This window comes from Streptomyces sp. MK7 (assembly GCF_032658145.1).
Classification (GTDB): Bacteria; Actinomycetota; Actinomycetes; order Streptomycetales; family Streptomycetaceae; genus Streptomyces; species Streptomyces spiralis.
Genome location: NZ_JAVACL010000010.1, coordinates 91,454 through 112,531, shown reverse-complemented (window position 1 = coordinate 112,531; position 21,078 = coordinate 91,454). Strand labels below are relative to the sequence as shown.

The 21,078-nt window shown below is 71.4% G+C and carries 19 protein-coding genes and 1 pseudogene; 10 read left to right on the top strand and 10 right to left on the bottom strand.

What is annotated here, in order from left to right; all coding sequences use genetic code 11:
- Window positions 1-4 precede the first annotated feature (4 nt).
- Entirely contained in the window at window positions 5-1,348 is a 1,344-nt protein-coding gene (locus R2S09_RS14615) for a family 43 glycosylhydrolase (RefSeq protein ID WP_316741399.1), read from the bottom strand.
- A 478-nt stretch (window positions 1,349-1,826) separates the two neighbouring features.
- Between R2S09_RS14615 and R2S09_RS14610 the strand changes: the two genes are divergently transcribed.
- The 6 genes from R2S09_RS14610 to R2S09_RS14585 are packed head-to-tail and all read left to right on the top strand — an operon-like array spanning window position 1,827 to window position 8,298.
- Window positions 1,827-3,092 carry an ROK family transcriptional regulator gene (locus tag R2S09_RS14610; RefSeq protein WP_306189689.1) on the top strand — a complete coding sequence of 422 codons (1,266 nt, stop codon included), beginning with the start codon at window positions 1,827-1,829 and terminating at the stop codon, window positions 3,090-3,092.
- Window positions 3,079-3,948 (top strand): ABC transporter permease, encoded by an 870-nt coding sequence (locus tag R2S09_RS14605; RefSeq protein ID WP_306189688.1) that lies wholly within the window; start codon window positions 3,079-3,081, stop codon window positions 3,946-3,948. The genes R2S09_RS14610 and R2S09_RS14605 overlap by 14 nt, the downstream gene beginning before the upstream one ends.
- Window positions 3,945-4,751, top strand: a complete 807-nt coding sequence (locus R2S09_RS14600; protein WP_306189687.1) for an ABC transporter ATP-binding protein — start codon at window positions 3,945-3,947, stop codon at window positions 4,749-4,751. Before R2S09_RS14605 ends, R2S09_RS14600 begins: the two co-directional genes overlap by 4 nt.
- Before the next feature lie 19 nt (window positions 4,752-4,770).
- Window positions 4,771-5,772, top strand: coding sequence for an aliphatic sulfonate ABC transporter substrate-binding protein (locus tag R2S09_RS14595; RefSeq protein ID WP_306189686.1), 1,002 nt, complete (start codon window positions 4,771-4,773; stop codon window positions 5,770-5,772).
- A complete protein-coding gene (locus tag R2S09_RS14590) occupies window positions 5,769-7,295 on the top strand; it encodes a sulfatase-like hydrolase/transferase (RefSeq protein WP_316741398.1) in 1,527 nt (508 codons plus the stop codon). Before R2S09_RS14595 ends, R2S09_RS14590 begins: the two co-directional genes overlap by 4 nt.
- 31 nt (window positions 7,296-7,326) lie before the next feature.
- Window positions 7,327-8,298, top strand: a complete 972-nt coding sequence (locus R2S09_RS14585) for a formylglycine-generating enzyme family protein (RefSeq protein ID WP_316741396.1) — start codon at window positions 7,327-7,329, stop codon at window positions 8,296-8,298.
- Between the two features lie 36 nt (window positions 8,299-8,334).
- Here R2S09_RS14585 and R2S09_RS14580 read toward each other — a convergent pair whose 3' ends face one another.
- Window positions 8,335-9,627: an MFS transporter gene (locus tag R2S09_RS14580; RefSeq protein WP_399143949.1), complete on the bottom strand. Its 1,293-nt coding sequence runs from the start codon at window positions 9,625-9,627 to the stop codon at window positions 8,335-8,337.
- A gap of 433 nt (window positions 9,628-10,060) precedes the next feature.
- Between R2S09_RS14580 and R2S09_RS14575 the strand changes: the two genes are divergently transcribed.
- Window positions 10,061-11,005 (top strand): helix-turn-helix domain-containing protein, encoded by a 945-nt coding sequence (locus tag R2S09_RS14575; RefSeq protein ID WP_306189682.1) that lies wholly within the window; start codon window positions 10,061-10,063, stop codon window positions 11,003-11,005.
- Window positions 11,006-11,083: 78 nt separating this feature from the next.
- On the opposite strand, the gene R2S09_RS14570 is transcribed toward R2S09_RS14575, so the two are convergent.
- The 5 genes from R2S09_RS14570 to R2S09_RS14550 form a co-directional block, all read right to left on the bottom strand.
- Complete coding sequence (locus R2S09_RS14570) at window positions 11,084-11,764, bottom strand: NAD(P)H-dependent oxidoreductase (protein WP_306189681.1); 681 nt, start codon at window positions 11,762-11,764, stop codon at window positions 11,084-11,086.
- Window positions 11,765-11,798: 34 nt separating this feature from the next.
- Window positions 11,799-12,131, bottom strand: a complete 333-nt coding sequence (locus R2S09_RS14565) for a helix-turn-helix transcriptional regulator (RefSeq protein WP_306189680.1) — start codon at window positions 12,129-12,131, stop codon at window positions 11,799-11,801.
- Between the two features lie 142 nt (window positions 12,132-12,273).
- Window positions 12,274-13,419, bottom strand: coding sequence for a DUF6596 domain-containing protein (locus R2S09_RS14560; protein ID WP_316741393.1), 1,146 nt, complete (start codon window positions 13,417-13,419; stop codon window positions 12,274-12,276).
- The gene (locus R2S09_RS14555) at window positions 13,419-13,832 is read right to left on the bottom strand and encodes a YciI family protein (RefSeq protein ID WP_306189678.1); all 414 of its coding nucleotides are present in this window, start codon (window positions 13,830-13,832) and stop codon (window positions 13,419-13,421) included. Before R2S09_RS14555 ends, R2S09_RS14560 begins: the two co-directional genes overlap by 1 nt.
- Window positions 13,833-14,097: 265 nt before the next feature.
- Window positions 14,098-15,090 carry a HAMP domain-containing sensor histidine kinase gene (locus R2S09_RS14550; protein WP_316741390.1) on the bottom strand — a complete coding sequence of 331 codons (993 nt, stop codon included), beginning with the start codon at window positions 15,088-15,090 and terminating at the stop codon, window positions 14,098-14,100.
- Between the two features lie 88 nt (window positions 15,091-15,178).
- Between R2S09_RS14550 and R2S09_RS14545 the strand changes: the two are divergent.
- Window positions 15,179-15,307, top strand: a pseudogene (locus R2S09_RS14545) (transcriptional regulator); the annotation flags it as partial.
- 2 nt (window positions 15,308-15,309) lie between these two features.
- On the opposite strand, the gene R2S09_RS14540 reads toward R2S09_RS14545, so the two are convergent.
- Window positions 15,310-16,197, bottom strand: a complete 888-nt coding sequence (locus R2S09_RS14540; RefSeq protein WP_306189674.1) for an NAD-dependent protein deacetylase — start codon at window positions 16,195-16,197, stop codon at window positions 15,310-15,312.
- Between the two features lie 370 nt (window positions 16,198-16,567).
- Entirely contained in the window at window positions 16,568-17,200 is a 633-nt protein-coding gene (locus tag R2S09_RS14535) for a hypothetical protein (protein ID WP_316741389.1), read from the bottom strand.
- Between the two features lie 527 nt (window positions 17,201-17,727).
- Here R2S09_RS14535 and R2S09_RS14530 point away from each other — a divergent pair.
- Window positions 17,728-18,372 (top strand): protein-L-isoaspartate(D-aspartate) O-methyltransferase, encoded by a 645-nt coding sequence (locus R2S09_RS14530; protein ID WP_306189672.1) that lies wholly within the window; start codon window positions 17,728-17,730, stop codon window positions 18,370-18,372.
- A gap of 118 nt (window positions 18,373-18,490) precedes the next feature.
- Here R2S09_RS14530 and R2S09_RS14525 read toward each other — a convergent pair whose 3' ends face one another.
- Window positions 18,491-19,981 (bottom strand): MFS transporter, encoded by a 1,491-nt coding sequence (locus R2S09_RS14525; protein ID WP_306189671.1) that lies wholly within the window; start codon window positions 19,979-19,981, stop codon window positions 18,491-18,493.
- A 230-nt stretch (window positions 19,982-20,211) separates the two neighbouring features.
- Here R2S09_RS14525 and R2S09_RS14520 point away from each other — a divergent pair, with 230 nt between their 5' ends.
- The gene (locus R2S09_RS14520) at window positions 20,212-21,039 is read left to right on the top strand and encodes a bifunctional 2-polyprenyl-6-hydroxyphenol methylase/3-demethylubiquinol 3-O-methyltransferase UbiG (RefSeq protein ID WP_306189670.1); all 828 of its coding nucleotides are present in this window, start codon (window positions 20,212-20,214) and stop codon (window positions 21,037-21,039) included.
- Window positions 21,040-21,078: the final 39 nt, after the last annotated feature.

Sequence of the window (21,078 nt, the reverse complement as noted above, 5' to 3'; positions counted from 1 at the left end):
GTGGTCAGCCGCTGATCGTGTGACCGTGGTTCCGGCGCTTCACGTAGAGCCGATGCTGCGCCGGCCCGGTCCATTCCAGCCGTACGACGCCGGGCACGGCGGCCTGGCCGATGCGTGAGGCGTCCGACCAGTAGCCGAAGTTCGGGTTGCGGAAGAAGGTCGCCCACAGCCCGCCGTGATGGTCCGTGAAGAAGTTGTTGTGGCCGATGCCCACGCCCGCCGTCCACCGCTCGGAGTACGGGCCCTCCAGGGTGTCCGCGACGGCGACGACCGCGTCGTACTGGTACTGCGTCCGGCCCGGGCCGCCGGTGTCGTAGGCGTACCTCGAGCTGCCGTCGGGATTGACCGACGTCCAGTCCCATGCGGTCTGGACCAGGAAGTACTTGCCCGCGTGCTTGAACACGTACACGCCTTCGCGGTACGGCTCCGGTGAGTAGGGCGCCTGCTGGAACGTCGGCAGGTTCGTCGTCGGGACGATGTCCTCCATGTCGTCCCGGAACCTGGCGTACAGGTCGTTGTGCAGCACCAGCCAGGCGTCGTCGCCCTCGGAGTAGAGGCTGCCGTCGATGTGGTGGTAGGCGCCGGGCTCGATGAACTTGGGTCCCCCGATGAACGGGTCGCCGAAGGGCTTGTCGTGGTTGCCCTCGACGAGCCGGTACGGACCCTCGATCCCGCCCTCGCTCACGAGCAGGAACGAGCCGACCTTGCGGGAGTGGTCGCCCATGCAGGCCACGATGTACCACGTGCCGCGGAAGTAGTGCAGCTCCGGGGCCCAGACCTCGCCGCGCTTGCCGAACCGGTCGTCGTACCAGTACTCCTGCCACGGAGCCACGACCATGCGTCCGGGCCGGTTCTCACCGGCGAACTCGGGCGACCACACCTTGCCCCGCTCGGCGCCGGGCCGGATGCCGGTCGTGTCGGCCAGCCTCCACGGCCCCTTGAGGGAGGGGGACACCCAGACGAAGATGCCGTCGTTCCAGGGGGCGGCCGCCTGCAGTCCCGGCACGCGCGTGGTGCCGGTGGCGACGTAGACCGGGCGGCCGTCGACCACGAAGCAGTTGACGTAGGTGTCCCGCATCCAGACCTGGCCGCGCTCCTCGTCGCGGGGGCGCAGCTCGAGCGGGAGGACGAAGGAGTTGTCCTCACGCGGCCACAGGTCCAGCCGGGTGTCGGCGAGGCCGTAGGGCTCCGGGTCGGGCCAGTTCGACGGGTGGCGGCCCGTCGACGCGGCCTCCGCCGGCCCGGGCGCCGCCTGCGCGACGGCCGCGGGCAGGGCGGCCGCCGCTCCGAAGCCCGCGACGCCGGCCAGCAGAGTCCGTCGGTGCAATCCGCTCTCGGTGCTGGTCATCAGTCATCTCCTTCGCCGTCCGGGATGCCGGTGCCATGCCGGCGTGCCGTCCCTGGTCGGCACGCCGCACAGCATGTGAAGGGACATTTTTTCCGTCAACACCCCGAACAAATTGTCCGGGGGCCCGGTGGCTCGACGTCCGCGTGCGGCACGGTGTTTCCGCTGGTCCCGCCGGGACTCGGTCGACCGGCCGGGAGGGTCACGATTGGGTAACGCGTGGCTGGTGTGGCAGGTCGGGGACGTGCCGACGGCAGCACCCGGACTCGTCCTCAGCCGCCTCCCGGTCCGGGACGGAGGAGAAACGTACAGGCCAAGCGCCCTTCGTGGGCGACGATCCATGGCCAGGCGGCAAGAGCGGTCAGGTGCACCAGGGCGGGGCTCGCAAGTGTCCCCATCCCCGGCCCGACGCCGGCACCTCCCCGCACTTTTTTCTGTCGGAGTGTTGACGGAATTTTCCGGCCTCCCTACGTTGACCGCCATGCAGATGCCCACCGGAGTGCACGCACTGGTCAGGCGGACCCATGAGGACCGCGTGCTGCGCGCATTGCAGGAGAACGGAGCCATGAGCCGCGGCGAGATCGCCCGGGTCGTCGGCCTGTCCCGCACCACCCTCTCCGAGATCACCGGCAGCCTCCTCCAACGAGGCGCCATCGTCGTCGTGGACACCGACGCCTCCCGACGCGAGGGCAGCGGGCGGCCGGCCGAGCGGCTGGCGCTCGACCCGGCGTCGGCGCAGTTCATGGGCGTCGACTTCGGCCACCGGCGCGTCCACGTCGTCATCGCCGACGCCTCGCACGAGGTCATGGCCTCGGGGTCCGTCCGCTACGACGACACGGCGTCCTGGCCGACGCGGACCGAGCTGGCACTCGGCCTGGTCGACCGGTTGAGTGCCGAAGCCGGCGTCCACTTCGGGGCGCTCCAGGGCATCGGTATCGGCGTGCCGGGGCCCTACCCGGCGCCGGACGGAACGGCCTGGCCCCGCGCGGCGTCAGGGACCACCGTGCTCCGCCCGGCCCCGGACGGCGTCGACGTGGCCTTCGCCGAACGCTTCGACGCGCCGGTGATCGTCGACAACAACACCCGTCTCGCCGCCCTCGCCGAGGCCATCAGCGGCACCGACAGCGTGGCCGACCTGGTGTACGTACGCCTGTCCGACGGCGTCGGAGGCGGACTCGTCGTCGGCGGCCAGCTGGTCACCGGCTCGGCCGGGCTGGCCGGCGAGCTGGGCCACGTCACCGTCGAACCGGCGGGCCGGCCCTGCCGGTGCGGCAAGCGCGGCTGCCTGGAGACCGTCGCCTCGGTCCCCGGGATCCTCGCCGCCTGCTGGGAGTTCGGTCTCCGCCTGGAGAACCTCCAGCAGCTGGCGGCCGCCGTGGCCGGCGCACACCCGGTCGCCGACCGGGTGCTGCGGGAGGCGGCCGCCGCGCTGGGACGCGTCGTCGGAGCGGCGACGATGACCCTCAATCCGGCGAAGGTCGTCATCGGCGGCGAGATCACCCGGCTGGCGCCCGTCATCGTGGAGCAGGTCGCCGCCACCCTCGCCGGTGAGCTCTTCCCGATCGTGTCGGCCGGCCCCGTGGTCGAGGCGGCACGGCTCTCCGACGACGACGGCGCCCTCGGCGCGCTCGCCGCGGTCTTCCACAGTTCCCCCCTCCTGGCGAGGTATCCGGAAACCGCCGAAGTCAAGGGCGGTTCCCGCGTACGCAACTCCACCGACGAAGGAGCCGCCCATGTCCGTCCTTGACAAGCAGGGCGCCGGCCGGCGAAACCCCGTACCCGAGAAGACATCCGCAACGTCCGCCGACTCCGACGGCGCGGACGGCACCAGGACGGCACCGCGGCGTTCGCCGTCGGGCCGGCGGTGGCGGTCCGTGGCCCTGAACGCCGTGTCCGTCGCCCTGGGCATCGCGATCTGGTGGACCCTGGCCGCCGCGGGCTTCAAACTGCCGACGCCGCCGGAAGTCGTCGAGCGGGCCGGGACCCTGATCGACAACGGGACGCTCGGCAAGGACGTGGTCGCCAGTGTGACCCGCGTACTCATCGGCTTCGCCCTCGGCACCGCCGTGGCCGTCCCGGTCGGCTTCCTCATGGGCTGGTACGGCGTGCTGCGCAGTCTGATCGAGCCCTGGATCCAGTTCTTCCGGACCATTCCCCCGCTGGCGATCATCCCGCTGGCCGTCGTGGTCATGGGTATCGACGAGACACCGAAGATCTTCGTCATCTTCCTGGCCGCGTTCCTCGCCTGTGTCATCTCCACGTTCCAGGGCGTGGTCGACGTCGACCGCACGCTGATCAACGCCGCCCGTGTCCTCGGAGCCGGGGACGCGGTCATCTTCGCCCGGGTCGTGGTGCCCGCCTCCACGCCGTTCATCCTCGTCGGCATGCGGGTGGGCCTCGGCTCGGCCTGGGCGACCCTGGTCGCCGCCGAACTGGTCGCGGCACAGCAGGGCCTCGGCTACCGGATGCAGAACGCCGAGCTCTACTACGACCTTCCGACGATCTTCGTCGGACTCATCTCGATCGGGATCCTCGGTCTGCTCATGGACCGCATCCTCCTCCTCGCAGAACGCAAGCTCACCGGATGGCAGGAACGCCGATGACCACTACCGCGGCCAAGATATCCGTCCAGGGCGTCACCAAGACCTTCGCACTGGGACGCGCCACGTTCACCGCTCTCGACGACCTCTCCCTCGACATCGCGGACAACGAGTTCGTCACCGTCGTCGGCCCCTCGGGCTGCGGCAAGAGCACCCTGCTGAACGTCCTCGCCGGCCTGGAGGAGCCGACCACCGGCCGGGCCTTGGTCGACGGCGTGCCGGTCTCCGGGCCGGGACCCGAGCGCGGTGTGATCTTCCAGCAGTACGCCCTCTTCCCCTGGCTGACCGTCCGGCAGAACGTCGAGTTCGGCCTGCGGACCGCGGGCGTGCCCAAGGCCGAACGCCGCAGGCGCGCGGAGCACTTCATCAACCTGGTGGGGCTCGAGCAGTTCGCCGACGCACTCCCCAAGACGCTCTCCGGCGGCATGCGGCAGCGCTGCGCCATCGCCCGCGCCTACGCCGTGGGCCCCTCGATCCTGCTGATGGACGAACCGTTCGGCGCGCTCGACGCCCTGACCCGGGTCAAGCTCCAGGAGCAGCTCCTCGACACCTGGAGCAAGGAGAAGCGCACCGTCCTGTTCATCACGCACGACGTCGACGAGGCCGTCTTCCTGGCGAACCGCGTGATCGTCATGGCCGCCCGGCCGGGACGCGTGTACGACGTCATCGACGTCCGCTGGGACGGCGCGCGTGACGAGGAGTTCCGCCTCAGCCCGGAGTTCGCCGCCCTGCGCAACCGCGTGTGGCACTCCGTCTACCACCAGGACGGCCGCACGGCCGCCCCCCAGCCATCGACGACGATCTGACCGGAAGGACATCCCACCCATGCCGCTCACGACCTCCCGCAGAGGGTTCACCGCAGCGGTCGCAGGCCTTGCAGCCGCCGCTCTCCTGACCGGCTGCGGCAGCGACTCCTCATCAGGCAAGGGCGGTGAGAAGGTGCGCATCGGCTACATCGGCGACTTCAACGGCACCAGTCTGATCGCCATCGCCGACGCCAAGGGCCTGTGGGCCAAGCACGGCCTCTCCGCCGAGAGCAAGGTCTTCACCAACGGACCGCTGCAGATCCAGGCCCTGGGCACCGACAACCTCGACCTCGGCTACATCGGCCCCGGTGCGATGTGGCTGCCGGCCTCCGGCAAGGCCAAGGTCGTCGCGATCAACACCCTCGGCAACGCCGACCGCGTCATCGCCCAGCCCGGCATCACCTCGATGCAACAACTCAAGGGCAAGACCGTCGCCGTGCCCGAGGGCACCTCCGGCGACATGATCCTCACCCTCGCCCTGGAGAAGGCGGGGATGAAGAAGAGCGACGTCAAGACCGTGCCGATGGACCCGTCGACCATCGTCTCGGCGTTCTCCTCGAAGAAGGTCGACGCCGCCGGCTTCTGGTACCCCGCGGCCGCGACCATCAAGAAGCAGGTGCCGGGCATGGTCGAACTGGCGAAGAACTCCGACTTCGCCGACCGGGTCTCCTTCCCGACGGCCTTCGTCGCCGGCAACGGGTTCGTCTCCAAGCAGCCCGAGAAGGCGAAGAAGGTCCTCGCCGTGCTGCGGGAGGCGATCGCCTACCGCTCCGCGCACACCGACGAGGCCATCAAGCTCACCGCCGACAAGCTCGGCATCCCCGAAGCGCAGGTGAAGGCGGACGCCGCCAACGTCGAGCTGCTCGACGTGAACAAGCTGGACGCGCTGACCAAGGACGGCACCATCGACAAGTGGCTGAAGGGCATGAACGACTACTTCGTCCAGGCGGGCAAACTCGATCACCCTCTCGACCCGAAGGACTACTACACCGGCGACCTCTTCACGGGAGCGGGCCAGTGACCGCTGCCGACACGTCGAGCCGGTCCAGGAAGAACGTCCTCTTCCTCATGACCGACCAGCACCGGGCGGACACCCTCGGTGCCTACGGCAACCGCCTCGCGCACACTCCCGTCCTGGACGAACTCGCCGCCACGGGAACCCGCTTCGACCGCTGGTACACCCCCACCGCGATCTGCACCCCGGCCCGGGCCAGCCTGCTGACCGGTCAGGCACCCTTCCGGCACAGACTGCTCGCCAACCACGAACGCAACGTCGGCTACCTCGAGGACCTGGCCGAGGACCAGTTCACCTTCTCCCGGGCACTGCGGGAGCACGGCTACAACTGCGGGCTCATCGGCAAGTGGCACGCCGGCAACCGGCGCACGGCGGCCGACTACGGCTTCGACGGCCCCGAACTGCCCGGCTGGCACAACCCCGTGGACCATCCGGACTACCTGGCCTACCTCGCCGAACGCGGTCTGCCGCCCTACGAGATCAGCGACCGCATCCGCGGCGTCCTGCCCAACGGCGGCCCCGGCAACCTTCTCGCCGCCCGGCTGCACCAGCCGGTCGAGGCCACCTTCGAGCACTACCTGGCCACCCGGGCCATAGAGCAGCTCGAGCAGTACGCCGCCGACTCCCAAGAGCACGGCCGGCCGTTCTTCCTCGCGCTGCACTTCTTCGGGCCGCACCTGCCCTACATCCTGCCCGACGAGTACTTCGACCTGGTCGACCCGGCGGACGTGGAACTGCCCCGGTCCATCGCGGAGACCTTCCACGGCAAGCCTCCGGTGCAGCGCAACTACAGCGCGCACTGGACCTTCGACACCATGCCCATCGAGACGACCCGCAAGCTGATCGCGGTCTACTGGGGATATGTGGCGTTGATCGACCGGCAGATCGGCCGCGTCATGGAAGCCATGGAGCGGCTGGGACTCGTCGACGACACCGCCGTGTTCTTCACCTGCGACCACGGCGAGTTCACCGGCTCCCACCGGCTGCACGACAAGGGCCCGGCGATGTACGAGGACATCTACCGCACACCCGGCCTGCTCCGCGTCCCGGGCGCGCCCGGCGGTGTCGTACGGTCCGAGTTCGTCAGCCTGCTCGACTGCACCGCGACCATCCTCGACCTGGCGGGCATCGATCCGAAGCCGGCGACCGACTCGCGCAGCCTGCTCCCGCTCGTCCACGGCGAGGCGGTGGAGTGGGAAGAGGACATCGTCTGCGAGTTCCACGGCCACCACTTCCCGTACCCGCAGCGCATGCTGCGCGAGGACCGCTACAAGCTCGTGGTCAATCCCGATTCGGTCAACGAGCTCTACGACCTGCGGACCGACCCGGACGAACTCCAGAACGTCTACGCCCATCCCGAGCACGCGGAGGTCCGCTCACGGATGATGCGCCGTCTGTACGACGTCCTGCGGGAACGCGGCGACAACTTCTACCACTGGATGACGTCGATGTACGACGTCGGCGAGGTGGCTCACGACCCGACCCTGAGCGGGCTCGACGAGTCCACCTACCACAGGCAGCAGCCGTGACGGCCGGCCCCGCGATCGAGGACTTCGACCCATGACCCGCGAGCACCACTCCTGCTGCACGCCGTCCGGCGCACCGGCAGCCATCGCCGTGCCGTCTCCGGCAGCGCCGCCGGCGCCGGGCCCCGCCGTCGGCAAACGCTCGACACGCGGACAGGTCCGCCTGCCGGGCGGTGAGTTCGCCATGGGCGACGCGTTCGGCGAGGGCTACCCCGCCGACGGCGAGACACCCGTCCACACGGTACGTCTCCGGCCCTTCCACATCGACGAGACCGCTGTCACCAACGCCCAGTTCGCCACCTTCGTCAAGGCCACCGGCCACGTGACCGACGCCGAACGCTACGGCTCCTCGGCGGTCTTCCACCTCGTGGTCGCCGCCCCCTCGGCCGACATCCTCGGCACCGCCGCCGGAACGCCCTGGTGGATCAACGTCCGCGGTGCCCACTGGCGCCGCCCCGAGGGGGCCGGCTCCGACATCACCGGCCGCCAGAACCACCCCGTCGTCCATGTCTCCTGGAACGACGCGACCGCCTACGCACAGTGGGCCGGCAAGCGCCTGCCCACCGAGGCGGAGTGGGAGTACGCCGCACGCGGCGGCCTGCCCGGCCGCCGCTACGCCTGGGGTGACGAACTCACCCCCGACGGCCGGTGGCGCTGCAACATCTGGCAGGGACGCTTTCCCCACACCAACACGGCCGAGGACGGCTACGTCACCACGGCGCCGGTCAAGTCCTACCGTCCCAACGGCTTCGGCCTGTGGAACACCGCCGGGAACGTCTGGGAATGGTGCTCGGACTGGTTCTCGCCCTCCTACTACGCCCAGTCGCCCGTGGAGGACCCGCACGGCCCGGACACCGGCGCCGCACGGGTCCTGCGCGGCGGTTCCTATCTGTGCCACGACTCCTACTGCAACCGCTACCGGGTCGCCGCCCGGTCCTCCAACACCCCGGAGTCCTCCTCCGGCAACCTCGGCTTCCGCTGCGCCAACGACGCCTCTGGACGCTGACCGAAACAGCCGTTCCCGACAAGGACGTGACGAACGTCAGCCACGAGGCAGGAACAGGCGGGAGAGGCCGGTGGTGACCAGGAGGAGAGCCCCGACGGCGAGGAGGCCGACGCGCATGCCGGCCAGGGAGAAGCCGCCGCCGGGGCCGGCGAGCAGGCTGCCGAAGAGGGCGACGGCGAGCGCACCGCCCGTCTGACGAAGGGAGTTGAGCAGCCCCGACGCGGTCCCCGCGCGCTCCCCGGGGACGGCGTCCATCAGCAGCGCGGTCAGCGCCGGCACCGCCACGGCCCCGCCGACGCTCAGCGGCAGCAGCAGGACCAGCACCAGCCACAGCGGCGTGTGCGCGGCCAGCGGCAGCAGGGCCACCATCGCTCCGGCGAAGACCAGCTGACCGGCGACGATCACCGCCCGCCGCCCGATCCGCTCCGCAAGGCGCGGCGAGACCAGGTTGGTCCCCGTCACCACCGCCGACATCGGGACGAACATCAGCCCGGCCGCGACCGCCGACATCCCGCGCAGCTGCTGGTAGTACAGACCGAGGAGGAAGATCCCGCCGTAGAAGGCGGCGTTGACGGCGAATCCGACCGCGAGCGCGATGGCCACCCGGCGGTCCCCCAGCATCGCCAGGGGAACCATGGGCCGGCGGCGCCGGGCCTCCACCACGACGAAGGCGTACCCGGAACCGACGGCGAGCGCGGCGGCCGCCAGTACGGGGATGCTGGTCCAGCCCAGGTGGCCGCCCTCGATGCCCGCGAAGGCCAGCCCGGCCAGGGCCAGTACGGCCGTGAGCTGCCCGGCGCCGTCCAGCGCGGCCGGCCGGCGCGGGGAGCGCGGCACCCGGACCAGCAGGCCCAGAATCACTGCGCCCACCGGGAGGTTGAGCAGGAAGACCGCCCGCCAGCCGGCCCAGTCGGTGAGCAGTCCGCCCAGCACCGGGCCGGCGGCCATCGCCACCGAGCCGCCGACCGTCCACAGCGCGATGGCGCGGGCGCGGGCCCGGGCGTCGTCGTAGGCCTGCCGGATCAGCGCCAGCGAGGCGGGCATCACCACCGCGGCGGCCCCGCCCTGCGCCACGCGCGAGGCGACCAGCACGCCGATCCCGGGTGCGAGCGCGCAGCCGAGGGAGGCGACGGTGAACAGGGCGACGCCCCAGACGTAGGCACGGCGCGCACCGGTGCGATCGGCGAGGGCACCGGCGGAGAGCATCAGCGCCGCGAACATCAGCGTGTAGGCGTCCACCACCCACTGCAGTCCGGCCATGCCACCGCTGAGCGAGTCCCGGATGGCGGGCAGGGCGATGTTCACCGCCGAGACGTCGATGGTGATCACTGTGAAGCCGAGCAGCGCAGCGACCAGTTCGACGCCGCTGCGCCGCGGCGCGGCGGGGACGTCGCGGGCCGGCGCGGATGGTCGGGCTCGGCCCGGTCCGCGTCGCCGTGGCGCGGACGTGTGCGGCTCGGCGCCGCGCTCGTCGGCGGACACGGTGCCGGAGGACGGGCGGGAGGCGATCGGCATGGTGAGCTCCTCGGAGGCGGCAGGCCTGGTCGACGTTCGTCAGGGATCGTCGGGCGGGCGGTCGCGGCCGTCCGGGGCCGCGGTCCGGTGTCAGTCACCCCCTGGGCCCCGGCGGCCGGGCCGCCCGCTCCGGAATCAACTCTCCGCCCGACCGCGGCCACCCGGCAGACCGCGCCGTTCCCGGGTGCCGCGTTCCAGGCCCTGACACGGCCCCCCACGTACCTGGCGCGCCTGCGACAATGGGCCCATGGCAGCAGCGGACGCGCGGGGCACCGAGCTCGGCAGGTATCTGAAGGCCCGCAGGGCACAGGTGCGACCGGAGGAGGTCGGACTCCCCGCCGGCGCGGGCCTGCGCCGCACACCGGGTCTGCGCCGGGAGGAGCTGGCCGCGCTGGCCGGGGTGAGCGTCGACTACTACATCCGTCTGGAGCGCGGCCGGGAGACCAACCCCTCACCCGCCGTCGTGGACGCCCTCGGCCGCGCCCTGCGGCTGCGCGGCGACGGCTACGAGCGTCTGCACGAGCTGGCGGAACTGGCCTCCGGCCGGGTCTCCGAGCTGCCTGCCTGCTCGGACCATACGGTCCGCGGGTCCGTACTGCGGATGCTGGAGTCGGTGCGTCCCCTGCCCGCCTACGTGGTCAGCCGCTACAACCGCGTACTGGCCGCGAATCCGCCCGGCCGGCGGCTCCTGCCCGGCCTCTGGGACTGGCCGGAGGAGCAGCGCAATCTGACCCGCTACCTCTTCCTCCACCCCGTGGGCCGCACGCTCTACGAACCGTGGGAGGAGACGGTCGCCCACTCGGTGGCGCATCTGCGGGCGGTCGCCGGGGCCGACCCGGACGACCCCGAGCTGACCGCGCTGGTCGGCGAACTGGTCCTGAAATCACCTGACTTCGCGCGGCTGTGGGAGCGGTACGACGTCTGTGAGCGCGGAGGTGGGGAGAAGACGTTCCGGCATCCGAGGGCAGGGCGGATGACCCTGACGTACGAGGTCATGCGACTGGCCCGGACCGGCGGCCAGCGGATGGTGGTGTACCAGGCGGCTCCCGGCACCGCGGACGAGGAGGCCATGCTCCGCCTGGAGTCCGCGGACGCCCGGCCGGAGCTCCCCGCAGGCCACCCGCAGCAGCTCACCGAGCCACGCCCGGCCCCGGAGCCGTCCCTGTCGCCCACCGTGGTCCGCGCCGGATAAGGATCCGGGCGCTTCCTGGTGGCGCGGTGGCCGCCAGGACCGCATGCGGCCGCCGCGCTCGCTCGCGCCGGTGCCGGGTCAGTGAAGCGCGGGCTGCGCGTCCGCCGCGACGCGCGCGACCGACCTCCTGACCGCGTCCAGTGCCGCCGCTCGCTGCTGTTCGGTCATGTGGGCCGGCCCGTAGGTGACCACGGGGTCGAGGACCTGGTAGCCGACGAACTCCAGCATGCCGCGGTGGATGTGGAACAGGAACTCGTTCATGGGGCCGAGGGTGCCGCCGGGCCGGAACGACTCACTGGAGCCACCGGTCGTGAGCAGCAGCATCGCGCGCTTCCCGGCGAGCGCCGCGTCGTCGAAGAGACCGTGGTCCCCGCCGAAGACCCCGCCCATCACGAAGACCCGGTCGATCCACCCCTTGAGGATGGCGGGCAGCGAGAACCACCACATCGGGAACGACAGCACGAGCAGATCGGCGGCGAGCAGCCGGTCGAGATGTTCCCTGACGGTCGTGTCGAGCGACCCGTCCCTGACCGCACGCATCTGCGCGGCCTGCGGCTTGAAGGGGCCGTCCACCGGTGCGAACTCCCGGCGGTCGAGGACCGGGGCCCATCCCTCGGCGTAGAGGTCGAGGACGTCGACCCGGTATCCGGCCTCACGCAGGGTCTGAGCCGCGGTGGTCTTCTGGGCGGTGCTGAACGAGTGGGGCTCGGGGTGAGCGTGGACGATCAGGGCAACGGGAACAGCATCGAAGGTCGGCATGAGCCGATCGTATCGACATATTGCGATGTGTCAATCAGATGATGGCGCCGAACGCCTGCGCCACCTGCGCCAGCCGCTCCTCGTCGCGCCGGTAGTGCGTCCACTTGCCCACCCGGGTGGGCCGAACGAGCCCCGCCCGCTCGAGCGTGCTCATGTAGCTGGAGACGGTCGACTGCGCGAGCCCCGACTTCGCCTGGATGTGCGTGACGCACACGCCGACCGACCGGCGGTCCGCGATCGGCTCGTACGCACCGAAGTGCGCGTCGGGATCCTTCAGCCACTGCATGATCTGCAAACGGGCGGGGTTGCCGAGGGCCTTGAAAACCTCGATCAGATCACCCGCACCCGATTCCGCCGTCGCGGTCACGCGCCACCCCTCTCGCCCTGTACTCCGACACACCACGATATCTCGATATCGGATGGCGGCAGCGGCCGAGGAGGAGCGCCCGGCACCTGCCCGGTGGCGGCCGTGCTCCCCGGAAGGTGCGGGACATCCCGGGGGCAGCCTGTCAGCGGCCCCGGCGGGCGTTGAGCCGGGCGGCCTGGCGCGTCAGGTGGTCGCGCTCGGCCAGGTTGGGCGCCTTGTGGGCGGCCTCGGCGTACAGCCGTGCCGCCGTCGCCAGGTCGCCGTCGCGTTCGTGGAGGTAGGCCGCCACCGCGGCATGGCGGGGCAGTGTGGCGTCCAGCGCGGCGAGCGCCGCCAGCCCGGCGCGCGGCCCGTCGGCCTCGCCCACGGCGACCGCGCGGTTGAGCCGGACGACCGGGCTGTCGGTCAGGCGGGCCAGCTCGTCGTACCACTCGACGATCTGCACCCAGTCCGTCTCCTCGGCGGTGGGCGCGTCCGCGTGGAGAGCCGCAATGGCCGCCTGGGCCTGGAACTCGCCCAGCCGGTCGCGGGCGAGGGCCGCCTGGAGGATCCCGACGCCCTCGGCGATCAGCGCCGTGTCCCACCGGCCGCGGTCCTGCTCGGCGAGCGGCACCAGGCTGCCGTCGGGCGCGGTCCGGGCGGCGCGCCGGGCGTGGTGGAGCAGCATGAGGGCGAGCAGCCCGGCCACCTCGGGGTGGTCGATCGCGGCCGCGAGCTGCCGGGTGAGCCGGATGGCCTCGGCGGCGAGGTCGACGTCGCCGGAGTAGCCCTCGTTGAAGACGAGGTAGAGGACGCGCAGCACGGTGGCGACGTCGCCGGGCCGGTCGAAGCGCACGCCGGAGACGGTGCGCTTGGCCCGGCTGATCCGCTGCGCCATGGTCGCCTCGGGCACCAGGTAGGCCTGGGCGATCTGCCGGGTGGTCAGCCCGCCGACGGCTCGGAGTGTGAGCGCGGCGGCGGAGGAGGGTGTCAGCGAGGGGTGGGCGCACAGGAAGTAGAGCTGGAGCGTGTCGTCCACGGCGGGCGCGGGCCCTGGCGCCGGCTCCTCTTCCACGCGGTCCTCACGCCTACGGCGGGCGGCGTCCGAGCGCGTCGCGTCGAGGAACTTGCGCCAGGCCACGGTGACCAGCCAGCCCTTCGCGTCCCGCGGCGGGTCGGACGGCCAGACGCGCAGCGCCTCGACGAGCGCGTCCTGCACGGCGTCCTCGGCCGCCGCGAAGTCGGCTCCGCGGCGGACGAGGACGGTGAGCACGCTCGGCGTGAGGCTCCTCAGCAGGGCCTCGTTCATCAATGGCACTCGGCGATGCCGGGCGTCGCGGTCAGGAACGGGCGCAGCTCCAGCCACTCGTGGATCGGCTTGCCGCCCGCCCCGGGCGCGGCCGACAGCTCCCCGGCCAGCTCGACGGCGCGCTCGTAGCTGTCGACGTCGATCACCATCCAGCCGGCGATGAGGTCCTTGGTCTCCGCGAACGGGCCGTCGGTGACCGGCGGGCGCCCCTCACCGTCGTAGCGGACCCACGCGCCCTCGGGCGCGAGCGCCTGACCGTCGACGAACTCCCCGGTCTTCTCCAGCCGTGCCGCGAAGTCGTTCATGTACTGGATGTGCGCCGAGATCTCCTCCGGCCTCCACTGGTCCATCGGCACGTCGTTCACGGCAGCCGGGGCGCCGCGGTAGTGCTTGAGCAGCAGGTACTTGGCCATGGTGGTACTCCTCGGTCCTGGTGCGACCCATTGTGGCCGCGTTCACTCCGGGGACGGAGCCGGTCACGGATTCTCGACATCGCCGACCGAAGTTTTTTCGACCGGCAGGTTCCGGGGGCGTTCGGTTCCGTCGGTCGCGGCGCGCCCACTCGACGACATCGCGCTGACGCGGGCCCCGGCTGCCGGTCGACGGCGGCGAATCCGCGATCTTCGTCCACCGCGACGCCGCCCCGACGAACCCCCTGTCCGCACCCGGGCGCGACATCTACGGCTGACCCCCTCGAGGGCTCCTCGGGGCCGTCGTCGGGGGCGGGGTGCGGGCGCCCGGGATCTGTACGACGGCCTCGGTGCCCTGAGTCTCAGCGGCCCGCAGGGTCACCGTGCCACCGGCCTCCCGGACCGCTTTCGCCACGATGGCCAGCCCCAGGCCGCTTCCGGGAAGGCTCCGGGACGTAGGCGAGCGCCAGAAGCGGTCGAACACGTGCGGCAGTTCCTCGGAGGCGATCCCCGGCCCTTGGTCGCGTACCGTGAGCCGGCCGTTGCCGAGCCCGAGACTCACGACCGCTTCCGGCGGTGAGAACTTCACCGCGTTGTCGAGCAGGTTCACGACGGCTCGCTCAAGGGCAGCGGCATCAGCGATGACGTACCACTCTTCCAGGTCAGCGGTGAACCGGACCTCGTTTCCCCGCGGTTTGACCCGCTCCAGGGCCCGCCGGGCCACCTCGTGCAGGGGAACGACAGCGTACGTCGCCTTGCCCTGCCGAGCGTCGGACCGGGACAGCTCCTGGAGGTCGGCGATGAGGACGGCGAGTTCCCCGATCTGAGACTCCACGGAGTCGAGCAGGTCGTCCAGTGCCCCTTCGGGGAGTTTCCGGCCCGATCTGAAGCTTTTCGCCAGGAGCTGGACGTTCGCCCGGAGCGAGGTCAGCGGGGTGCGCAATTCGTGTCCCGCGTCGGCGATGAGCTGCTGCTGGCTCTCCCGGGAGGCCGCAAGGGCTTCCGTCATGTCGTTGAAGCTCCGGGACAGCCGGGCGATCTCATCACCGCCGTCGACAGGTATCCGCACCGTCAGGTCCTGAGTGTGAGCGATGAGCTCCGCCACTCGCGTCAGATGCTCCACCGGCCTCAGGCCGCCGCGGCTGATCGCGACGCCGGCGGTGGCCGCACCGACGACGCCGACCCCCGCGAAGCCCAACAGCGACAGCGCGAGATTGTTCAGCGGTTTGTCGACCACATCGAGAGGCTGCGCGATGGACACGGCGTACCCTCCGGAAAGCCTTGCGGAGATGGTGGGCCGGGTCGTCGAAACCCGCATTCTCTGTCCGCCCTCGGACACCGTGTCGTGTATCCGGCAGGCCGCCGCCCGGCTCGGCTACCGTCCCGACCCCGTGGCACGCGGCCTGCGTCGCCGCCGTACGGCCGTGATCGGCCTGGTCACCGACGAGATCGCCTCCTCGCCGTTCGCGGGACGGCTTCCTCAGCGGACCCCGAGGCGTTCGGTCAGCTCGGTGAGCGCCTCGCCGAGCGGCAGCGCCACGTGCGCGTGCGCCATGTCATCGCCGCGCGTGGGACCGAGGTTGATGATGGAAACGGGCTTGCCGTCCTTCGCGGCGCGCCGCACGACCCGCAGTCCCGACAGCACGGCCAGCGACGAACCGAGGACCAGGAGCGAGTCCGCGGCGTCGACCAGGTCGAAGCAGCGCTGCGTGCGGTGCTTGGGCACGTTCTCCCCGAAGAACACGACATACGGCTTGAGCACGCCGCCGCATCGCTCGCACGGCACGACGCGGAACATGCCGACGAGCTCGTCGGGCAGCTCGATGTCGCCGTCGGGGTTGACCGGCAGCCCGGCGGCACCCTGCGCGGAGAGGAACTCCCCGTTGGCGGCGAGCAGTCGGGCGTCGAGTTCGTCGCGGGGGCCGGTCGTCCCGCAGTCGAGGCAGACGACACGGTCCAGGCTGCCGTGCAGTGCGACGGCGTCACTCGTCCCGGCGGCCTGGTGCAGCCCGTCGACATTCTGCGTGATCACGGCGCCCACGTGCCCGGAGGCGCGCAGCGCCTGCACGGCGTGGTGCCCGGCGTTGGGCCGGGCGGCCGCGATGACGCGGCGCCCGACGTAGCCGCGAGCCCAGTAGCGGCGCCGGTTCGCCTCGTCCGAGACGAAGTCCTGGTACGTCATGGGGGAGTGCCGTCGGTGCCGCCCGGTCACGCCCCGGTAGTCGGGGATGCCGGACTCGGTGGAGATCCCGGCTCCGGTCAGTACGGCCACCCCGCCGGCGGCGAGTTGCCCGGCGATCTCGTCCATCCCGCCGGCGGGACGAACGCCGGTGTCGGGTAGCGGGCCGACGATCGGACGCATGCGCATACACGCAGCCTAGGCGTGTCCGGGTGCGTCGTCCTCGGTGGGGGAGTCGGCGAGCGGCGACAACGTCGCCGAGGGTCCCCGATGTCCTTGAGGCAGTGGGGGTGCATACCGCACCCCGCCGCTGCGCCGTGATCGACGAGACACCCCCTAGCATGGCCTGGCAGGCGCGTGGGCTCCTCCGGTCAGGGCCGGCTGTGGGCATCCCGGGCGGGGTGCTCCAGGGCGGGGTCCCGGGGGTGGGGCCCAAGACGAGAACCCCGGCACGATTACGGCGTGCCGGGATTCCGTGTCGTGTGTCTGCTTGCAGGGCCCCGGCCCGATTACGGCGGGCCGGGGTTCTGCTTGGCAGCCCTCGTGCGATGCGGCTGGATCAGTCGTTGTCGTTGTCGTTGTCGTCGCCGTGGTCGCCGCCGCCGCCGTGGTCGCCGCCGTGGTCACCACCGCGGTCGCCGCCGTAGCCGCCGTCGTAGTCGTCGTCGTAGTCGTCGTCGTGGCGGTCGATGACCCGGAAGCTGCCGACGACTCCGTCCTTGACGTGCACTCCCTTGACGTGCTTGGGGAACACGCCGAAGCTGGTGCTGTGGGGGCCGACGGTGGCGATGGGGGCGCCGTTGTCGCAGGTGAGCCCGCGGAAGACCTCCACGGTCTTGCGGCTGTCGTTGCGGATGTTCAGGCTGGTGGAGCCCAGGCCGCTGACGATGACGGCGCAGCCCCTGGTGTGGGCCGAGAAGGACCGCTCGTTGATGTGGATCCAGCCGCGGTCCTCGTGGCGCTTGTGGCCGTGGTTCTCGTGGTGGTTGTTGTTGTTGTTGCCTTCGTTGCCCTTGCTGTTGTTGTTGTTTCCGGTGTCGCCGCCCATGGGGACCTGGGCGGGGGCCTGCTGGACCGCGGCGGGGACGGCCTCGGGCGCGGAGGCGGCCGAGGCGTAGGTGATGCCGGTCGCGGCCAGGGCCGCGGCGGCCGCGAGACCCGCGGTGATCGCGTGGGAGCGGTTCATGATCATGGCACTGCTTCTCCTGTCTCCAAGTCAGAGAGTCCGGCATTGGCGGCCGGTGTGATCGAACGTAATGAGGCCCCCCGTGGCTGTCATTTCGGGCAGAGCGGAAGTGCTGGCGAGAGGGGGCTGATCGGGGTATTCCGGGCGCCCGCACATAGCTGGGTCGTGAACTGACGGGAACTCAAATACGCGAGGGATTTGGCAGATTGACTGATAATTAGCCCTTTGGGGTGATCTCCTGACGCGTCCTCATCCCTCGCCGAGGCGGGTCGCTGCTTGACACGTGGAGTGCCGTACGTCTCAGGAGGCAGCGCGCGACCGGCGGCCCCCCGCTCGCAGGCGGGCCGGGGGCAGCGGTGGGATTTTTTACTCGCTCTCGGTGCGGCATGGCCCCGGGACACCCGATTGAGCAGGTCGGCGAGGCGTTGGAGAATGTTCAGGAACAGGGGAAGGAGCGGCAGGGCCGGGCCGCCTTTGGCGGTGGGGCCCGACGGCGCACGCTCCCTCCGGCCGGCGCGCGGAAGGCAGCGGACATGACCGAAGCCGCCCCTCCGTCCGAGGAACTCGTCCGGGCCGTGCGAGAGGCCGGCGTCACCGACGGGCGTCTGCTGCGGGCCCTACGAGCGACGCCCCGCGCGGCATTCGTCCCCACCGGCCACCAGGAGCAGGCCTACGACGACGTACCCCTCCCCATCGGGCACGGGCAGGTGACCACCCAGCCCTCGCTCTCCGCCATGATGATCGAGGGCCTCGGCCTGAACGGGGACGAGCACGTGCTGGAGATCGGTACCGGCCTCGGCTTCCAGACCGCGCTGCTCGCCCGGTTGGCCGCGGATGTCGTGACCATCGAGATGTGGCCGGACATCGCGGAGGAGGCCCGGGGCAACCTCGCCCGGCAGGGGATTCGCAACGTCGAGCCGCGCGTCGGGGACGGCAGCGGCGGGGTGCCGGACCGCGCCCCGTACGACGCGGTCATCGTGTCCGCCGCGTTCCCGGAGGTACCCGTGCCGCTGGCCGGGCAACTGCGCCCGGGCGGCCGACTGGTACAGCCCATCGGGCCGGGCGGCCGCGACCAGGTCGTGTCCTTCCTGCGCACGGCGACGGGGCTGGAGCGCGAGCACCTCCTCACACCCGCGCATTTCGTCCGCCTGCGGGGGCGGTACGGTTTCCCCGCCTAGGCCCCCCGCGCCGTCATCATGGCCGCCCCGCGTCACGGGCCTGTGCGACAGGGCTGTGCGACGCGCGTGACAGCGGCCGACGGGCGGGTGCCCGGGCGGGACCGGGCACCCCGAAGGGTCATGCGGTGGCGGCGGGTATCCGTTCCCGGACCAGGGAGTAGAGCACCACCGAGACGGCCATCACACCGGCCGCGGTGAAGACGCCCGGGGCCCAGCTGCCGGTGGCGTCCCGCAGGACACCGCTGACCACCGGGCTCGCCACCGCCCCGATCTCGGCGACGAGGTTGAACAGGCCGAAGAGGGAACCGCGGTGCTCCTCGGCGGCCAGGTCGCCCAGCATGCTGTGCACGATGGGCTGCAGGGCGTTGAAGAAGAGGCCCGAGCAGAACAGGCACAGGCCGAGCAGCAGCAGGGACGGCTTGTCCGCGAGCAGACTCGCGCCGAACGCGCCGGCCAGCAGGGTGTGGACCACGGCGCACGTCACCGCGAGGGGCTTGCGGCCCTTGCCCGCGCGTACTCGGCGGTCGGCGATCCAGCCGCCCACGGGGAAGCCGATGATGCCGGCGCCCGCGTTGAACGCGGCGGTGAGGGCCGCGGAGGTCAGGCTGCTGTGCGCGGCCTCGGCGACGATCTGCACCGACCAGAACGAGAAGAACCACAGGTTCCACATGACCGCTATGAAGCCGATGTAGACCAGCCACACATTGCGGTTGAGCAGGGCCGCCGCATGGCCGGCCCGTACGATGCCGCGGACCACGATCGTGACCATCGCCGCGAAGAGCAGGCCCGAGCCGATCGCGGTGAGCCACGCGGACCAGCCGAACGCGTCGGCGGCCAGGAAGAGCGCGATGATCGCCACGGCGGCCGGTATCGAGTAGGCGATCAGCCGCCGCACGGGCGCCCCGAGCAGGAGCGGACTGTCGCCGCGGGCCCGGAAGAAGGCCCAGGTCGCCGCCGCCACGAGCAGGGAGCAGACGCCGAACACGTACAGCGGCATGCTCCATGCCCGGCCGCCCATGCCCCACGAGCCGGCGCCCCAGTCGATGAGATGGGGAGTGGCCAGTACGCCCACGGTCAGGCCGATCGACAGACCGGACAGGACCACGCCGAGACCCAGGGTGCGACGTGCGGGCGGGGTGTGGGTGATGATCAGCACCCGGTCGTTGGAGTAGAAGACGCCCTCGCCCAGCCCGGTGAGCACCCGGGCCACCACGAACCCGATCAGCCCGCCGGCCAGCCCCGACGCCAGGGTCATCAGCCCGGCCCAGAGCAGCGAGACGACCAGCATCTCCCGGTGCCCGTAGCGGTCGCCGAGGCGTCCGCCCGCGTACTGGGTGAGCATGTAGCCGGTGAAGAACATCGACCCGATCAGGCCGCCCAGCGCGGCCGGATGCGAGGTGTCGCCGATGAAGCCTGCCTTGTTCTCGATCATCCAGGAGATCACCGGGCCGGTCACCGTGCGGTCGGCGTAACTGACCACCCAGCCGAAGAGCAGGAAGCCCCACAGATGGGTGTGGTGCCCGGAGAAGAGCGGCCGGCGGTCGGTGTCGGCCGACGGGCGGGCCGGCGCGGCGGTGCCGGCGCCGTTGGGCAGGGTGGGATCCGTCATTGCGTCCCCCTTGACGCGGAAGTGCCGACCGTGCAACAGGGTCGGAAAGCGCTTGCTACGAGCTTGTTGCCCGCCAAGATTGCAGCAGTGACCCCGCAGGTCAACGGTTGACTTCACGGCCACACGGAGATAGGGCACACGGACGTGCCGGATGCGGAAAGCCCGGCCGCCCGTGCTTCCGCGTCGAACCAGTGGCGTCCCCGTGGCCGAACCGCATAGTTTGTGTGCTCATGCCCGGTGACCCGAAGACGCCGCCGAATCGACACGACCTCGGCCGGCTGTTCGACGAGGTGCCGGAGCTCTACGACCGGGTCCGGCCGGGATACCCCGACGAGCTGTTCGCGGACCTTGCCCGCGTCACCGGCCTGGACGAGACGTCGTCGGTGCTGGAGGCGGGCTGCGGTACCGGTCACGCGACGCGCGCGCTGGCAGCGCTCGGATGCTCGGTGACCGCCGTCGAGCCGGGCGTGGGAATGGCCGCACTGGCTCGCCGGAGGACCGCCGCCTTCCGCGACGTCCGCCTCGAGACGTCCACGTTCGAGGAGTGGGACGACCGAGGCCGGCGCTTCGACGTCCTGGTGGCCGCGTCGTCATGGCACTGGGTCGCCCCGTCGATCGGCTGGCGGCGAGCCCACGACGTGCTGCGTCCCGGAGGCTGGATGGCGCTGCTCGGCAACGTCGTCGTCCGCCGGCCGGGAGAGCCGGAGGTGTACGCCGAGACCGCCGATCTCCATGAGCGGTTCAGCCCCGGAAATCCGGGCTGGGGGCATCCGCCGCCGGAGGACGACGTGCGTGGCACCGACGAGGGCTGGGGACCGGTCGACGACCCCGGCGGCCTGTTCGGACCGACGATCGTGCGCTGGTACCCGACCGTCCAGTGGCTCGACGGAGCCGGCTTCGCCGATCTCCTCCGCTCGACGTCCCTGTACCGAGGACTCGACCGGGACGTCCGCGAGCCCCTGCTCGACGCCGTCGCCGAGCGGATCCGCACTCGGATGGGCGACCGGGTACCGCGTCGGTATCTGAGCGTCCTCCGTGCCGGACGGCGCGCCGGGTGAGCAGGGGCCGCACCCGTGCTTGGCGGGCCGGCCGCGTGA